The organism is Streptomyces sp. NPDC005263 (assembly GCF_042872365.1).
In the GTDB taxonomy this organism is placed as follows: domain Bacteria; phylum Actinomycetota; class Actinomycetes; order Streptomycetales; family Streptomycetaceae; genus Streptomyces.
Genome location: NZ_JBIAKJ010000005.1, coordinates 107712 through 123639, shown reverse-complemented (window position 1 = coordinate 123639; position 15928 = coordinate 107712). Strand labels below are relative to the sequence as shown.

At 69.4% G+C, this 15928-nt stretch carries 15 protein-coding genes; 5 read left to right on the top strand and 10 right to left on the bottom strand.

Annotated elements, in window-relative coordinates; translation table 11 throughout:
• Nucleotides 1-160 precede the first annotated feature (160 nt).
• The 3 genes from ACFYRY_RS23265 (at nucleotide 161) to ACFYRY_RS23255 (ending at nucleotide 2553) form a co-directional block, all read left to right on the top strand.
• Nucleotides 161-1159: a hypothetical protein gene (locus tag ACFYRY_RS23265; RefSeq protein ID WP_389148734.1), complete on the top strand. Its 999-nt coding sequence runs from the start codon at nucleotides 161-163 to the stop codon at nucleotides 1157-1159.
• Between the two features lie 179 nt (nucleotides 1160-1338).
• Nucleotides 1339-1533, top strand: a complete 195-nt coding sequence (locus ACFYRY_RS23260; RefSeq protein WP_389148731.1) for a hypothetical protein — start codon at nucleotides 1339-1341, stop codon at nucleotides 1531-1533.
• A gap of 207 nt (nucleotides 1534-1740) precedes the next feature.
• Nucleotides 1741-2553 carry an alpha/beta hydrolase gene (locus tag ACFYRY_RS23255; protein ID WP_389148728.1) on the top strand — a complete coding sequence of 271 codons (813 nt, stop codon included), beginning with the start codon at nucleotides 1741-1743 and terminating at the stop codon, nucleotides 2551-2553.
• Between the two features lie 10 nt (nucleotides 2554-2563).
• On the opposite strand, the gene ACFYRY_RS23250 is transcribed toward ACFYRY_RS23255, so the two are convergent.
• The 4 genes from ACFYRY_RS23250 to ACFYRY_RS23235 form a co-directional block, all read right to left on the bottom strand.
• On the bottom strand, nucleotides 2564-5308 hold the full coding sequence (locus ACFYRY_RS23250) for an AAA family ATPase (protein ID WP_389148726.1): 2745 nt from the start codon (nucleotides 5306-5308) through the stop codon (nucleotides 2564-2566).
• A 302-nt stretch (nucleotides 5309-5610) separates the two neighbouring features.
• A complete protein-coding gene (locus ACFYRY_RS23245) occupies nucleotides 5611-6483 on the bottom strand; it encodes an alpha/beta fold hydrolase (RefSeq protein ID WP_389148723.1) in 873 nt (290 codons plus the stop codon).
• A gap of 187 nt (nucleotides 6484-6670) precedes the next feature.
• Nucleotides 6671-7738, bottom strand: a complete 1068-nt coding sequence (locus tag ACFYRY_RS23240; RefSeq protein WP_389148721.1) for an alpha/beta fold hydrolase — start codon at nucleotides 7736-7738, stop codon at nucleotides 6671-6673.
• A gap of 271 nt (nucleotides 7739-8009) precedes the next feature.
• Complete coding sequence (locus tag ACFYRY_RS23235; RefSeq protein ID WP_389150233.1) at nucleotides 8010-8888, bottom strand: oxidoreductase; 879 nt, start codon at nucleotides 8886-8888, stop codon at nucleotides 8010-8012.
• Between the two features lie 158 nt (nucleotides 8889-9046).
• Here ACFYRY_RS23235 and ACFYRY_RS23230 point away from each other — a divergent pair, with 158 nt between their 5' ends.
• Entirely contained in the window at nucleotides 9047-9169 is a 123-nt protein-coding gene (locus ACFYRY_RS23230) for a hypothetical protein (RefSeq protein ID WP_389148718.1), read from the top strand.
• Between the two features lie 86 nt (nucleotides 9170-9255).
• On the opposite strand, the gene ACFYRY_RS23225 is transcribed toward ACFYRY_RS23230, so the two are convergent.
• From ACFYRY_RS23225 to ACFYRY_RS23200, 6 genes are all read right to left on the bottom strand, one after another.
• Nucleotides 9256-10986 (bottom strand): hypothetical protein, encoded by a 1731-nt coding sequence (locus ACFYRY_RS23225; RefSeq protein ID WP_389148715.1) that lies wholly within the window; start codon nucleotides 10984-10986, stop codon nucleotides 9256-9258.
• Between the two features lie 197 nt (nucleotides 10987-11183).
• Complete coding sequence (locus ACFYRY_RS23220; protein ID WP_389148712.1) at nucleotides 11184-12158, bottom strand: hypothetical protein; 975 nt, start codon at nucleotides 12156-12158, stop codon at nucleotides 11184-11186.
• 68 nt (nucleotides 12159-12226) lie between these two features.
• On the bottom strand, nucleotides 12227-12988 hold the full coding sequence (locus ACFYRY_RS23215; RefSeq protein WP_389148709.1) for a hypothetical protein: 762 nt from the start codon (nucleotides 12986-12988) through the stop codon (nucleotides 12227-12229).
• 313 nt (nucleotides 12989-13301) lie between these two features.
• Nucleotides 13302-13982, bottom strand: coding sequence for an HAD family hydrolase (locus ACFYRY_RS23210; RefSeq protein WP_389148706.1), 681 nt, complete (start codon nucleotides 13980-13982; stop codon nucleotides 13302-13304).
• Nucleotides 13983-14093: 111 nt separating this feature from the next.
• Complete coding sequence (locus ACFYRY_RS23205) at nucleotides 14094-14525, bottom strand: hypothetical protein (RefSeq protein WP_389148703.1); 432 nt, start codon at nucleotides 14523-14525, stop codon at nucleotides 14094-14096.
• A 62-nt stretch (nucleotides 14526-14587) separates the two neighbouring features.
• Nucleotides 14588-14791 (bottom strand): hypothetical protein, encoded by a 204-nt coding sequence (locus ACFYRY_RS23200; RefSeq protein WP_389148701.1) that lies wholly within the window; start codon nucleotides 14789-14791, stop codon nucleotides 14588-14590.
• 382 nt (nucleotides 14792-15173) lie between these two features.
• Between ACFYRY_RS23200 and ACFYRY_RS23195 the strand changes: the two genes are divergently transcribed.
• Complete coding sequence (locus tag ACFYRY_RS23195) at nucleotides 15174-15914, top strand: class I SAM-dependent methyltransferase (protein ID WP_389148698.1); 741 nt, start codon at nucleotides 15174-15176, stop codon at nucleotides 15912-15914.
• Nucleotides 15915-15928: the final 14 nt, after the last annotated feature.

Below are 15928 nucleotides of genomic sequence, written 5' to 3'. Positions count from 1 at the left end.
GGCCGGGCGCTCGCGCCACTTCGCCCGCAGGGGGCCCGCGAAGGACTTGCGCAGGGACTCGGGGGTGGGGCGCCGAGCCGGCTCGGCCAAGAACCTCCGACACATCAACCAAATCAACCACTTCAACCACTTCAACCACATCAACCCAGAAGGATTCGGTATGCGATTCAGCCTCAGCAGATGGCGGCTCCTGCTACTCGCGGTCATCACCGCTTGCGCCGTCACCCTCCTCACGACCACCGAAGCCCTCGCCGCGGAGCCCGGTGAGAGCAACCAATGGACGGGTGAGCGCGAGAACGGTATTCCCGCCCAGGCCGGCGGTGACATACAGGAGGCGCGCAACCCCAACACCGGCCAGCTCGTTCAGATATGGCGTGGTTGGAGCGACAACAGCATCTACGTCTCCCTCAACAACAACCAGGTGAGGCTCTGGCCCGCACCCTCGGGAGGGACCAGACCGCAGACGCTGTCGAATCCGCAGATCGTCTTCAACGGCGGCTATTGGTGGGCCTTCCACACCGGCGTGGACAGGCGTGTCTACTATTCGCGCATCGCGGTGAACGACGGCGTTCTCAGCCTCGGTTCCTGGTACCGGATCCCGAACGAGGTGGAGACGCCCAACAACCTGTCCGTGGCTGTCGCTTCGCTGCCCAACAACGGTTGGTATCTCACCTATCGGGGTGCCAGCAGTGAAGAGCTGTGGGGCATCTACTACAACGGTCAGAACGGTCAGTGGGATCTTCCGGTGACGGTTCCCGGTGCGACGAGTTACTCGGCACCCGCACTTGCCTGGAGCTCGTACGGGCAGGCGCTGGTGCTGGTGTATCGCGGCCTGGACGACCGGGTGAACGTCAGGCGGCAGCATTACGGAAATCCCCGCTGGACGGATTCCGAGATACTCAACGGCGTCACCACGGATGCCCAACCGGCTGTGGCGTTCGCGAACAACGGATTCGGTCAGGTCGCTGTGCGCAGGCCCGACACCCGGCTGTCGTTGACCACGATCAACGAGGTGAACGGATATGCCGGTTGGTCCAATGAGATAAATGGTTTCACGGCCAGGTACGGTCCCGTTCTCGTTGCGTCCCTCGCAGCGATATATCTGATCGCCACGAGCGGTAACGGATACGTGTACTGGAAGCAGTCACGACAGTTCTGACCGGCCTCCTATCAGAGCGGGGGATCGCCCGTCCCGCGGATCGGGGCGGGCGATTGGCGTTCACGCGCCTGCGGATGCGGTGCGTCACCGGCTTGACAGGTGACGCGCGTCGGCGCAGGATGACAATGGCTCCGTCAGCAGGCGGAGCCCGTCCACGATCGACGAAGTGGAGGCTGATCATGAACCAGGGAGCCACGACGGACGCCGCCGAGGCGGCACGGCACGCGCGCTTCGGCCGGCTGCCCGAGCGCATCCGGTTCGAGGACATGAAGGAAGTGGTGGAGTCCGGTCCGAACGGCGGGGCGAACACCTCGTACCAGGACACGGGCGCGTGGCGCACCTTCTCCTGTCTGGCCCTCGACCTGGCCCTGTAGCGACTCCAAGGAACAGGCAGTTGGACAGTGGTCCGCTTCGGGCGGCCCGCCCACGGCGTCTCTCCCCGGACGATCTCGGCCCCAGGGCACCACAAGGCCGCCCACATTAGGTCATTCGACTGTCGCCCTCGATCTGCGGCTGAACGATCCTGAAACGGTCGCCCGCGTGCCCGTGCCGGATGATCGGCATGCCAGGAGGAGCCAGCCGTGAACCATACTCCCGTCGTCTTCATCCATGGCGCGTGGCTGCACGCGCTGTCCTGGGAGTCATGGGCGGAACGCTTTGCCGGCCGCGGGTTCCTCGCCCTCACGCCCGGATGGCCGGGGGAGCCCGCCGCCGCGAGGGAGATGCGCGAGTCCTCCGAGGCGCTCGCCGGCATCGGGCTGGACGTGCTGACGGACCACTACGCGGACGTCGTACGTTCATGTGAAACCGCACCGGTGATCGTCGGGCACTCGGTGGGAGGCCTCATAGCGCAGCACCTCCTCGGCGCCAACATCGGCCGGGCCGCGGTGGCCATCGCACCCGCCCCGATCAACGGCGTCCCCCTGCCCGCCTCACCGGCCCGGCTGTGGACCCCCGGCCAGACCGACGAGGCCGAACAGACCGACGGGGCCGAAGAGTTGGTGTCCCTGTCTCCGGGACAGTTCCACCAGACCTTCGCGAACACCACCGCGTCGGAGGAGTCCGACAGGCTCTTCGAGCGCTACGTCGTGCCGACGCCCCGCCTGCTGCTCGCCGACCTGACAAGCGAGGTGCGCAGCCCGCACGCCATGGCCGATGTGGGGAACGCCGAACGTGGCCCGCTCCTGCTCATCTCCGGGCAGGAGGACCGGCTGGTGCCCGACTCCGTCACGCGCGCGGTGTACAAGCAGTACGGCGACTCCACGGCCGTGACCGACCTGAAGCAGTTCGCCGACCGCGCCCACTCCCTGGTCATCGACAGCGGCTGGCGCTTCGTCGCCGACTACGTCCTCGGCTGGTTGAACGAACAAGGCCTCGGCGCCAACCCGTTGTAGGAGCCCCACGTCACGCGTTCTGGTCTCCGGGGATCCTGCCCAGCGCGTCGCGCAGGGCGGCGCGCGAGGTGATGCCGAGCTTGGGGAACACCCGGTACAGGTGTGAGCTGACGGTGCGGGGTGAGAGGTGCATGCGTTCGCCGATCTCCTTGTTGGTCAGGCCACCGGCCGCGAGATCGGCGATGCGACGCTCCTGCCAGGTCAGCGCCGTGAGGCGCGCCGAGGAGGAGACGGCGGACGCACCGGTGGCACGCAGCTCGGCCCGGGCCCGTTCGGTCCAGGTGGGTGCCCCGAGTCGTTCGAACGTCTCCGCCGCCAGAGTCAGCGACGGTCGTGCCGCCTTCCCTCCCCGGGTGTGTCGGATGCGGATGCCGTGGGCGAGGCGGACGCGGGCGAGTTCGAAGGGGAAGTGGGCGGCGGCGGGGTGGGTTTCCGCGCGGTCGTACATGTCCTCGGCTTCGGTGGGGTCGGTGGCGGTCATGGCGAGGGCGCCGTAGGTGATGAGGGCGAGGCGGGGGGAGATGGCGGGGAGGTTCGCGTCGCGGGCCGCGAGGGCGTGAGTGCGGGCTTGTTCCGCGCGGCCGGTGTGCAGGGCGGCTTCCACGAGGTCGAGGAGGGTGCGGGAGGCCTGGTGGGCGTAGGGATGGAAGGTGCCGGGGGAGGTGATGCCGATGGCGTGGAGGTACGCCGTTTCGTAGTCGCCTTCGGCGAGGGCGGCGGTGGTCCCGACCGCGTCGGCGATCTGGGCGAGGAAGCCGACGCCGCGGGGTCGGGCCCACGCGTCGACCATGACCTGGAGTTCGCGTGCCCGGCTCACCTGGCCCCGCAGGGCGGCCAACAGCCCCAGATAGGCCTGGGTGTGACAGACGAACAGCGCGTGCCGGTGTGCTGTCGTCAGCTCCAGGCAACGCTTCCCGGTGTGTTCGGCCTCGTCCCACTCACCGACCGCGATCTGGTCCAGCATGATCAGGTGCAGCATGGTCATGGCGTCGGCCACGGCCCCCGTCTCCACCTCGCGGTCCACCGTGCGCTGGAGATACGGCCGGAACTGGCTGAGGGTGTCCACGTGATAGGCGGCCACCCCCAACCGCGTGATGTCCCACGGCTCCAGGTCTTTGAGGTCGGCGAAGGCGCGTTCCACCCGCTCGTGCACCCCGGCCCCGCGACGCACCACGTCGCCCCAGGCGTCCTGGTAGACGCGTGAATGCGAGGGCACCAGGCCGCCCAGGCCGCCCATGAGCTCATGGGTCCGCTCCCACGCGGCCTCGTCGCCGGCGTACTGATTGATGGCCAGCAGCAGGTCGACCAGTCGCGTGAGCACCTCGTCCGGCTCCCGCACCCCGCCCTCGCGCATGCTCTCGATCGCCGCGAAGACCTGGCGTTGCGAGGACCGTACGTCCCCGTCCTCGAAGAGCGCGGCATAGCCCGACGTGACCGCCGAGCTCGGCGAGTCGTCGGTGCCGGCCCCGGCGCCCGAGCGGACCAACTGCTGGGCCTGGTCCAACTGGCCCGAGTGCCCGGCGATGTACCCCGCGCTGCCCAGCCGCCTGGACCGCTCCTCGTCGCTCTCGCTCAGCTCCGCGGCCCGGACCAGCCAGGCCACGGCGGCCAGCGCGCCGCCCCGCCGGGTGGCGGAGTCCGCGGCCGCCTCCAGCGCGGCCGCGACCTCCTCGTCGGGGTCGATGGTCGAGGCCGCCAGGTGTGTGGCCCGCCGCTCCAGGTCGTCGCGGTGTACGTGCGCGAGTACGACGTGCGCGGCGCGCCGCTCGTTGGGCGTCGCCGTCTGCACGACGGTCGACCGCACCAGCGGGTGCCGGAAGACGAAGTCGCCGGTGAGCGGGTCGATGTCCAGCAGTCCACAGTCCGCGGCCTCGTCGGCGTCCCGCATACGGTAGCGAGTGCCCCTGGATTGACCGGCCGCCGCACCCGCGCCGACGCCGTCCAACGCGCCGCGCAGCAGTTCCGCGCGCACGTCGTCGCCAAGAGCCTTGATACGGGCGCCGTACACGTGTTGCAGGCGCAGCGGCAGCGGGATGCCGGTGTATCCGAACAGTTCCTCGGGGGTGCGTCCCGCCCCGTTGCCACGCACGTACGGCGGCAGTTCCAGCAGGGCGAGCGGGTTGCCCCGGGCCTCGTCCAGGATCAGACGTCGGATCCGGGGGGCCAGCCCGGGGTGGTGCGTGTCCAGGAGCTGTTCTGAGGCCTTCTCCGACAGCGTGGTCACCGGCAGTTGGGGCAGCGCGGCCGTGTCGAAACCCGACGGCACGTCGGACCGCAGGCCGACGACGAGCTTCACCGAGCTGCCGGTCAGCCGGCGCCCCACGAAACCGCAGACCTCGGTGCTGGAGGCGTCCAGCCACTGACCGTCGTCGAGCACCAGCACCAGGGGGTTCTGCGAAGCCGCCAGAGCGAGCAGGTCGAGGACGGCGATGCCGAGGGTCATGACCGACGGGGGAGTGCCCTCGCCCCTGCCGAAGGCGACGTCGAAGACGCCCCGGTGGGGGTCGTCCAGCCGGTTGATGTAGGAGAGCAGCGGATACAGGAGCTGGTGCAGGCCGGCGAACGGCAGCTGCGACTCGGCCTCGACCCCGGCCGCCCTTATCACCCGGTGCCGCTCGGCTGTCGCGCGCTCGACGACATGGTCGAGCAGCGAGCTCTTGCCCACACCTGTGTCCCCCCGCAGGACGAGAGCCTGGCCCTCGGAGGCCGCCACAAACGCTGACAGCACCTCCAGCTCGCTCTCACGACCGACCATAGCTCCGACGATCAACTCCACAGCCCCCCACTCATTTCACCGCCGAAAGCCACATGTCGAGGCGTCCGCACCCGCGACGTGTCCGGCATCCCGCTACCCACACCCCATGCAGAAGACTAGACGGCATCTCGCCGACGAGGCGGGCGAGTTCGGGCCGTCCGAGTTCCGGCCGCCCGAGTCGGCCGCGGCGCATGCGCCCGTTCCTGGTGCGTCTCCCGGATCGAGCACGCGGGCCGAGGCGCGGAGTGCGGTCGTCGCCCGAGGGCGGCGGGGCCGTGAGTCCCGCCGGCCTTCCAAGGGTGTCAGTGGATGGTGGCGCCGGCGGCCCGCTCGATCACGTCGGCCACCAGATGGGGGTGGGAGACGGTGACCGAGTGGGACGCGGCGACCTCGGTGGTGTGAGCGTGAGCGCGCTCGGCCATGAAGCGTTGGACGGCGGCTGGGATGTTGAGGTCGCGGGTGGTGACGATGTCCCAGCTCGGCTTGGTCTTCCAGGCCGCGGTGGTGGCCTTCTCCTCCAAGGCGGACAGGGCGACGGGCCGCTGCTCGGCGGCCATGAGGGCGGCCTGCCCCGCGGCGACGTCAGCGGCGAACTGGTGGCGGAACTTGTCCTGGCGGATGTACAGGTCGGTGGCGGTGGAGCCGTCCGCCTGCCGGTAGGTGACCGGGTCGAGGGCGTCGGGGAGGGTGGAGCCCGGGTACTTGTCGGTGAGTTCCAGGGCGCTCTCGCCGGGGGCGGGCAGGAAGGCAGCGACGAAGACCAGCGCCTTGACGTCGGGGTCGTCGGTGGCGGCCTGACTGATGACGTTGCCGCCGTAGGAGTGGCCGACGAGGATCTTCGGGCCCTTGACGTGGTCGAGGACCGTGCGCAGGGCGGCGGCGTCGGAGGCCGGGCCGCGCAGCGGATTGGCGGCGGCGACGACCGGGTAGCCGTCGGCGCGCAGGTCGGCGATGACGCCGCTCCAGCTCGAGCCGTCGGCGAAGGCGCCGTGCTCCAGGACGATGGTCGGCTTGGTGTGTCGGCCGGTGTCGGTGGCCTTGGCGGTCTTGGTCGCGCCGGTACCGGTGCCGGCGCCGGTGCCGCCGAGGGTGAACGCGCATAACGCGAGACCCGCCGTGACCGCCGAGACCACACCTGTCACCAGCCGCTTGCGTCCACACTTGATGCTGACCACGACGAACCCCTCTCAGGCCTTTTCCCGGTAGACGGGCGGGGCCGGCCCTGCCGACCTTCATCACCGCCCTGACTGGTGACGAATCTGTCATGTCTTTCCGTCACCCGTCAAGCCGGTGACGGGAGGTGTTGGGGAAGGGCGAGGCACCATGAACGCGACTGGCGCCTGCCCCGGCGCGGTGAGGATGTCAGAGGCGGTCGGCGTCGACGACGGCCTGGGCGAAGACGCTGGGCGCTTCCTGCGGCAGGTTGTGCCCGATGTCCGCGATGGTGCGGTGCTCGTAGGGGCCCGTGAAGTGCTCGCGGTACGTGGACCCGTCGCCGGCCGGGGTGAAGGGGTCGAGGGCCGCGTCGAGGGTGATCGTGGGAACGCCGATGGGGGGCTGCGCAGCCAGCAGCTTCTCGTAGCGGTCGTAGCGGTGTTCACCCTCGATGAGGCCGATGCGCCAGCGGTAGTTGTAGAGCACGATGGCGGCGTAGTCGGGGTTCTTGAAGGCCTCGGCGGTGCGCGCGAAGGTGGCCTCGTCGAAGTCCCAGTTGGGAGAGACGAGGGTCCACACGTAGCGGCACAGCGCGATGCGCTCCTTCTCGCCCTCCATGGCCTGTTTGCCGCGCTCGGTGGCGAAGTACCACTGGTACCACCAGTTGTGCTCGACGGCCGGAAGGGCGGGTCCGAGCTGTGCCTTGATGTTGGTGATGAGGTAACCGCTGGTGGAGACAAGGGACTTGACTCGCTCGGGCCACAGGGCGGCGATGACGTCGGCGGTGCGCGAGCCCCAGTCGAAGCCGGCGAGCACGGCCTTGTGGATCTTCAGGGCGTCCATCAGGGCGATGATGTCGAGCGCGATCGCGGACTGCTCGGCGGTGCGGGGGGTGTGGCCGGACAGGAACCGGGTGCTGCCGTGGCCGCGCAGGTAGGGAACGATGACGCGGTACCCCTGGTCGGCGAGGAGCGGGGCGACATCGACGAAGCTGTGGATGTCGTACGGCCAGCCGTGCAGGAGGAGGACGACCGGGCCGTGCGTGGGACCGGCCTCGGCGTAACCGATGTCCAGGACACCCGCCTTGACGTGCTTCAGCGTGCGGAACCCGGTGTGTGTACCAGGGGTGATGGTGGGCACGGTGGGGGCGGACGGGCCGCCCTGCTCGTGCACGGCGGACGCGGCGGATGCGCTGGTCTGCAGGCCGGGCAGTGAGACCGCGGCCGCGCCGGTTCCCAGGCCCACGGCCTTGCTGAACGTACGCCTCTTGATCATGTGAAAACCTCCGTCGTATGTGTCCGGTGACCGGCCCGAGCCCGGGAAATCTCCCGTTCCCCTCGGCGTACTCTCGCCCGCGACGAAGCCGAACACATCAGTCAGATGACGGTCAGTCACGGAGAACGCCATCGGTATCGGCCGCGTATACGGCGCGGTCTGCCTGTCAGCTGCGACGAGTACAAGACGATCACCGTCTGACCGGACCTGCGGCACCTCATGGAACGAGCGCAAGAAGGGGAGACGCATGAGGGGATGGACCGCCGCGCGGCTACTCCCCGGCCGGGAAGTCCGCGGCACCGCTGGCCTCGGCCCACTTCCTCGTCTCCGCGGCGCGCGCCTCGCCCGCCTGCAAGGCCATGGACACGGCCTGGGCGCCGAGCAGCAGTCGGCGCGGCGGGTCGTCGTGGCGGACGATGTCGATGAGCACATCGGCAGCACGGACCGGGTCGCCGGGCTGCGTGCCGTTGTTCTCCGCCCTGTACTTGTTCATGGCGCCGACGGTCTCCTCGTAGTCGGCACCCACGGCGTGCAGCTCCATCGACGAGCCCTGCCAGTCCGTGCGGAAGGCACCCGGCTCGACGATGACGACCCTCACCCCGAAGGGCGCGACCTCGTTGGCCAGGACCTCGGAAAAGCCCTCCACGGCGAACTTCGCGCTCTGATAGGCGCCCATGCCCGGAGTGCCGCCCACCCGGCCGCCGAGCGAGGAGAACTGCACGAACGTCCCTGAGCGCTGCCCGCGTAGCACCGGGAGGGCGGCCCGGGTGACGTTGACGACCCCGAAGAAGTTCGCCTCGAACTGGGCGCGGAAGTCGTCCTCCGCCATCTCCTCGATCGGGGCGCTGTTGGCGTACCCGGCGTTGTTCACGACGACGTCCAAACGGCCGAAGGCGTCTACGGCCGCCCGGACCGCCTCCCCGGCGGCGGCGGTGTCGGTGACGTCCAACGCCACCGCCCGAACACGCTCGCCGTAACGGGAGACCAGGTCCGCGAGCTGCTCCGGACGGCGCGCGGTCGCCACGAGCAGGTCGCCGGCGTCCAGAACCGCTTCCGCCAAGGCCCGCCCGAAGCCCCGGGACGCGCCGGTGATCAACCAAGTGTTGGTCGTGTCTGTCCTTTGTTGGTTCTCAGCTGGAGATGGTGCAATCACGACGTCTCTCAGTCTTCTCACACGCGCAGCGAAGGACGACCGTCGTTTGACTGCTGTTCGTTGCCGATCTGCCGGCTTAAGACGTCATCTCATTCGGCGACTGGCGGCGTAGACAGTCGCCGGCAGTCGTGCTGCGATGGCGGTTGAATGCGTTGGTGAGTGTCTACTGGACACCGGCCCATTGCGCGGTCGAGCACGAGGATGCGGAGACCCTGGCTCGGTTGCTGGCCGACGGGTCCGACCCCGATGACGTCTTCAGCTTCATGCTCAAGCGCTGAGCCCTTTCGGGGCCAGGGTCTGTCCGGCAGAGGCCGTCGGCCATGCGGACGTCAAACGCCTTGCGCCTTCGACGATGTTGACCGGCTCAGGACAAGGGCGGCAGTTCTCCACCGGAGGTGCGGTCGCTCTCCGATGACAGCGACTCCTTGATGGCGCGCAGGAAGGACCGCCGCTCCACCAACTGCGCCCCCCGAGCCTCGGCCAATGGCTCCGGTCGGTGCCCGAAGCCGGCGGGGAGGGCCGGCAGTCCCAGCGCGGCGAAGGCCTCGTCGAGGTGGTGCCGTGGATCACCGGTGCCACGCAACGCGGCAGCCAGGGGCCGGTGGTCCGTCTTCCCGTAAGCCGCCGTCAACGCGGTCGCCCGCTCCGCCGCCTCCTGTTGCGTCGGCATCTCCGCGGAGTCCTCCCACCACGCGTGGGCAGCAACCAGACGGCCGTCGCGGTAGAGCTGGAGCGTGTAGTCGGCTCCCTCCTTGGCCGCGACCAGGACCGGCCACTTCGCACCCCGGCTGAACGTGACAGCCAGGCGGGCCAGTCCGCCTTCCCCGAGCAGCGTCGTACGCATGCCCTTGCGCCGGCCCGGCGGGTCGGCCGAGGGTGCCGTCTCGACGAACGTGCCGCCGCCGGGCGCCGGCGCGAGACGCATGGTGGTGCCGGTGATCAGAACGGCCTCGCGGACCTCACGCAGCGGGGCACCGGCGTGCGCGACGGCCGGGGCAGCGGCAGGAAGCGTTGTGGCGGTCGGCGGGTCCGTGGGTCCCGACGGGCCGTCCGCGGCCGGCGCGGGCACGGAGCCGCCGAAGTACGGTGTCCGACGAGCGACATGGGCGCGCACTCCCTGCCGCATCAGCAGGAACGTCTCCCGGGGATCGCCCATGTAGGCCCACGGGAAGGTGCGCGCGTCGGTACCGACGAGCCGGAAGACCCCCAGTGCCTCGGCCTCACGGCCGGAGCGGATCAGCGCGAGCGCGAGGTGATTGCGGAAGCCCGCCGCCCGCCGGTCACCCGGCTCGAACGTCGCCGACAGTTCCAGTCCCGCCTCGACGAGCCCCTCGATCCGGGACCAGGCCACCGGCCCCTTCCCGATCCCTGCCTCGTGCTCCAGCGCGTACTCGGTGACCGCGTGCAGTGGCAGACCGCGCAGCGGTGACCCCTCAGGGGCCGCGGCGGCGGCCGACTCGGCGAACGCGAACATCTCCGCGTGCGAGCCGTACCACTTCTGCGCCAGGTACTGCACCGCGCGGGCGTGCAGTCCCATGTGGTGCGGATCCGCCGCGCGGCCCCGAGCCAAGTACTCGTCGAACACGTCGCGCGGAGCACCAAGTCCCATAGCGTGAGCGATGAGCACCCGCCAGGGAACGGGATCTTCGGGGTTGAGGTCGGCCGCCGTACGCAGGACCGGTATCGCGTCGCGCAGGACCGTGTGGAACGCCTGGAACTGCTCCCGCGACACATGCCGGGCACGCGCGGCAGTACGGATCTCCCAAGCGCGGTCAATCTCCAACTCGGCGGCGACCAGGGCGACATCGGGGTCGCCGGGTCGCACACGCCGCCACTCGTCGAACCATCCGGTGTGGTGCAGTGCGAGTTCGGCGAGACCCGCGCTGTACTGGCCTCGTCGGTCCCAGTCCCGGTCGACGCGCGTCCGCGCCAGCAACTCCGCCGCCGGCTCCCAGGCTCCCGACCGCGCCGCGGACAGCGCGGCCCGCAGACCGGCATCCGGTGCGTCCACTTCCACCGCCCCGTCCGGCGGCAGTCCGTCGCCCGTGGCCCCGAAGTGCCGCAGCATTCTGGGCAGCGTGAATACGTCGGGCATTCTGCCCACAACCAGCCCCTCCCCAACGGCTCGCGGCCGCCCACAGTCGATCACCGACGAGCGCACACCCTATCGACCAGGCGTTCGGCGTACGTCGCCGACCCAAACGCAATGACCTCGCCATTCGGGTGGTCGAGGCCGCTGTCCGAGGTGGAACTACTCGGCCCGCCACCAGCCCTGTCCGACATGCCAGTCCCTCACCCAGTGTAGGAAATCACCCTCAGGCTGGTGGGGTCCGCGAGGATCGCTCTGCGGGTGCTGAGCGCGGCGGCCAGAAGGCTTTCGTCCAGTCTCATCTCGGCGTCGCGGGTGGAGTCGTTGACGGGGATGCGGGTACGCCTGTCGATCAGGCTCGTCACGGCCGGCAGCGCGGGGCGCGCATGGCCGCCCATCCGGGCGAGACCGGCCAGGTAGTACTCGCCGACCGCGTAGTCGGCCAAGTGCTCTGTCATGAGGGCGAGCAGCAGGGACAGTGCGGAAGGACCGGCGTGGCGCAGCCACAGCGGGGCGCACTCCGCCTGTGAGCGGCCGGGTCGGCGGAAGGTCAGGGTGTACAGCTGGGCCGCCTGTCGGAAGGTCAGCGGGCCGGAGTCCAGCAGGGCCTCGAAGATCTCGGAGGCGTGAGCGAGGCGGGTGATGCCCACGGGCTTGGCGGCGAGAAGCGCGGCGGCGGATGCGCTGTCGTACGGCGTCGCGGTGGACGGGAACCGGCGGGCCCTCGGGGACGGCGTGAAGGGGACTTCGGCGAGGAGAGCTCCGTGCGTCCGCATCGCCGCCTCGGAGATCGAGGCTGTCGTGAGGGCCTTTCCAAGCGCAAGGGTGAGTCTTTGGCCACGGTGCTGGACGAGCAGCGGCAGCAGCCTGACCGGGGCCGCCCGCCAGTCGTGGCACGCCTCGCGGGCCAGGCCTGCGCCGATGTCCCGGGTGGCGGGGTCGGCGAGGAGAAGCGCCACGAGGGCGTACGTGTCGTGCTCGCGTCGCAGTTCGTACAGGGCCTCGCCCCAGAGGCGCCCGATGTCCTCCAGGTGGTGCGCGGCCTCCTGGACGTCATTGAGGAGTGCGGCGTCCAGGGAGCGCCTGGCTGCGCAGTGGCTGGAACGGGATCGCGGCCAGCTTGCGACGCAGGCGGGGTATGCGGGGATCCATGGTGCATCTCCTCTCGTCCGCGTCACCCTATGGGTGGCCACCTTGATTCGGTTGACGGGTCCTTCGATGACTCCGGAGTTCGAGGGCAGGCTCGTCAGGCAAGCCAGGGCTGATCGACGACCGGGCGCAGACGCTGCCCGTGCGGGGTGAAGGTGAGCGATTCCCGGAACAGGCCGTCGCCGTGGCGCACGGCGAGCAGCAGCGGCTGCTCGTGCGCGGGGGGCCAGCCATCGCCGGGACCGGTCTCGGTGCCGTTCCAGAGGTGGAAAACCACCATGGGCAGCCCGGGGTCGTCGGTGAGGTAGCCCAGTGACTTGCTGTACAGCGGGTTGTTGCCGCCGAAGAGCACCGAGGGTGGCCCGAACCGGTCAATGACGTCGGCCCAGGTACGGTCCTTGCCTGCCCAGTCACGCACCTGATCGACCATGGCCTCGTACGCTTCCGGGGCCAGGGTACGGTCCGGCCTGAGCCAGCCACGCGCCTGCGCGAACTCCGCGTACACCGACGCCATCCCGCATTCGTCTTTCGGCTTCAGGATCAGGTCCCGGAAGGCCCCGGTCACCCCGAGCGCGGTCCACATCCCGCGCTCTTCCCAGGACCGCTGCAGCCGCCCGAACGCCTCGGGCTCCCGTTCGGTCATCAGTAGATGGTCGATCAGCAGCCGCAGGGCAATCTCGCCCCCGAACATCCCGGGCCGCCTCAACGCCATGTTCAGCTGCTCGACCAGATACGCGTGGATCTCTTCGGCTGACGCCAGCTCACGGGACTCACCAGAATCGCTCACCCGTACAGTTTCCTCCATCAGTGACCTTACGGCATCGCCAATCATCGCCAATCCGCCTGCAAACAAAACCACTTGACCAAGCAGGCGCCACCGCCGCAGTCAGCACCAACGTTGCCCGGTACCAGGGCATCCTCCTGCCGGCCATCCGAGACTCACCTTCGTCGAGGGAGAGCCGTACATGCGATCGCCGCATCGGACGCCTGGAAGGGACAGTGGTTCACCAACGCGGGCGACCTGGTGGCCGCAGCGACGGCACAGGCCCACCGGGGCTGGTCGCCGGGGCGAAGTTCCTGCGCCGGTCTGGGCCTCTACGGCTGACTCGAGCCGGGCTACCGCCACTCCGTCGCCGTGCTGCGACCAACCCAGGAAGACCGTGCCGGATGTGTCAGAAGAAATGCAGGAGTTCCGTCAGGGAGGTGATGGAAGGCACGTCCGAGACGGCCGTGTCGCGGCACAGCGCGCGTCCCGCATAACCGAGTCGGACAGCCGCGGCGACCAAGTCCGGATCATCATCGACGAACAGACACTGCGCAGGAGCGAGGTCCAGCGCGGTGCTGGCGTGGTGGTACATGCGCGGGTCCGGCTTGTTGCAGCCGAGGACGGCGGAGATTGCGTACGCCTCGAAGAACCGGCCGATCCCGAGTCCGGCGTGGAGGTCGGGCAGCCCGTGCCAGGCATCCGACACCACGGCCATCCGCACCCCCCGCCGGCCCAGTTCCTCCAAGGTCGGCTCGACGTCCGGGTACGTCTCCAGGAACTCGGTCGCGGGCACTTCGCGGCGCAAGTTGGCGAGGAGTTGCGAGGTCGGCTTCACGCCGAGGTGACGGAGCAACACCCGGTGGTAATCGTCGTAGTCGGGCGTCGATGACGAGGTGGCGAAGAAGTGGTCGCCCGCGCTGATGGCCGCGGCGAACTGTTCCCATGTGATCGACGGGGCGTGGGCGAGGACGGTCGGCTCGAAGTCTGCTCGCGGGTTCCAACGGCCACCGATCGGCTGCATCAACACGCCGCCTGAGTCGAAGAGAACAGCACGGAGATTGTCGGGAGAGGCTGGTGGTGTCGTCACCCACCCAGTCTGGTGAACGGGCGCCCACTGGTCGACCCAGGGCCTCCGCGGTGTTCCCGGAATATCTGGTTTGATCACGTGATGCCGTGGTCCGAGACGGTCGGCAGGGAGTCAAACCTGTTCGTCCTGCTCCGCTGAGTCGGGGCCCGTCTGCGTTAGGGCCGACAACTGGCTTCCCAGCGCTCGTCGGGCCACGGTAACGAACTCCGTGGTGCTGGTGAGCCGAGCACGGAGCGCTGCTGAGTGAGCTGGAGGTTCGAGTTCGGCGGCGCTACCAGCCGTGTCCGGGCTGTCGTTCACGATCCGCGCGTGCAGCCGAAACTCGTCACCTATGCTGCGGAGAACCCCGGCTCCCCGCTCCGCGACGTCGTCCGGCCCAACCAGCCGAACCCGGATGTACGCCTCATCCAGCGCCCTGCGCGCAGCGAACCCCGCTTCCCATCGGTGCAGTTCCGTGAACGGCAGTGCGAACCATCCTTCGTCCAGGACACGGTAGGCCGCGTCAGCCTGGGACAAGAACTTCTCATACGCGTCACGGCGCATCTCCCGATGGTCGATTGCTCGCCGTTCGGCCCGTTCCTCACGGGCCAGGACGCTCTGGTGCCTCAGCTGCCGGCCGACCCCCCATGCCGAAGCGGCACCTGCCAACCCCGCAGCGCGCCGGGATCTGTGATTTCGTTGGTCTTCGACCGGATCTCGCGGGGCGGCCAGGTCAGCGCGTCCTGGTGGCGAACCGCGGAGAAGATGTAGAGCTGAGAGCCGTCGGGGCGCTTGGCGCCGTGGAGGCATGTGCCGTCGGCGACGAGCACGGCTCCCTTACAGATCGTGGCGGTGTGGAGAACTCCATGATCCACGAGCGCCGTACTCGCCCTCTGTCCGGGACCCGCCAGCGATCACCGGATCAAACCAGGCATCTCGGAAACACTTCGAGGCCGTACCCTGACAGCGGCTGCGCCACATTGCTCACAGGGGGAACGACGAATTGCCGTGCCCGGGGTGACGGAATACGTACGGGTGCAAGGTCGGTCGGCTGGGCGGCTTCGGCTCTCGCGGGACTCGCAGTGAGGCGTCGGCGCCCCGCTCGGGCTCGTCCGGCGGATCATGGGCCCAGCCAGGGCCGGACCGAGGCGAGGGCGGGCCAGCGCCCTAAACGTATTGACCGCCCCGGGCAGGCAGTGCTGGAGTCGGCACGTGGACAGCATCCCCGCCAACCGGCGGCTCTGGAACCAGATCAGCAGCGCCTACCAGCACAAGCACGACCCGCAAATCGGCGCCACACCCCGGCTGTGGGGCATGTACTCCATCCCCGACGCGCACCTGCACGCCCTGGGCGACGTCACCGGCAAGCGCGTCCTCGAACTCGGCTGCGGCGCCGGCCAGTGGTCCAGGGCGCTCGCCGCCGAGGGCGCCACCGTGGTCGGGCTCGACCTGTCCGAAGCCCAACTCGCCGCAGCGTCCCGCGCGATGGGACCGGCCCGCTACCCGCTCGTGCAAGGCGCCGCCGAACAACTCCCTTTCGCCGCCGACAGCTTCGACCTGGTGTTCTGCGACTTCGGTGGGCTCAGCTGGGCGCCCCCACACCTGGCCGTCCCGCAGGCCGCACGCGTCTTGGGCCCAGGCGGGCGCCTGGTGTTCAACGTCGCCAGCCCATGGTTCGAAGCTTGCTACGACGAAGCCGCCAGCCGCGTGACCACGACCCTGCAGCAGGACTACTTCGGGCTGAACACCATCGCCGAAGGCGACGGCGCGACCAGCTACCAGCTCACGTACGGCGACTGGGTCAAGGTCCTGCGCGGCGCGGGTCTCATCATCGACGACCTCATCGAGCCGCGGCCCGAACTCGGAACACCCAACGGTTACAACGAAACCGACCCACCCGACTGGGCACACCGCTGGCCGGCGGAACTGCTCTGGGTGACCCACAAGCCGTAAGTTCCGCCGCGCCG

Coding starts and splice junctions, on each gene's coding strand:
- ACFYRY_RS23260 (WP_389148731.1), top strand. CDS start 1,339: ATGAACCAGGGAGCCACGACGGACGCCGCCGAGGCGGCACGGCACGCG.
- ACFYRY_RS23265 (WP_389148734.1), top strand. CDS start 161: ATGCGATTCAGCCTCAGCAGATGGCGGCTCCTGCTACTCGCGGTCATC.
- ACFYRY_RS23240 (WP_389148721.1), bottom strand. CDS start 7,738: ATGATCAAGAGGCGTACGTTCAGCAAGGCCGTGGGCCTGGGAACCGGC.
- ACFYRY_RS23225 (WP_389148715.1), bottom strand. CDS start 10,986: ATGCCCGACGTATTCACGCTGCCCAGAATGCTGCGGCACTTCGGGGCC.
- ACFYRY_RS23250 (WP_389148726.1), bottom strand. CDS start 5,308: ATGGTCGGTCGTGAGAGCGAGCTGGAGGTGCTGTCAGCGTTTGTGGCG.
- ACFYRY_RS23205 (WP_389148703.1), bottom strand. CDS start 14,525: ATGCGCCGTGACGCGTATGAGAAGTTCTTGTCCCAGGCTGACGCGGCC.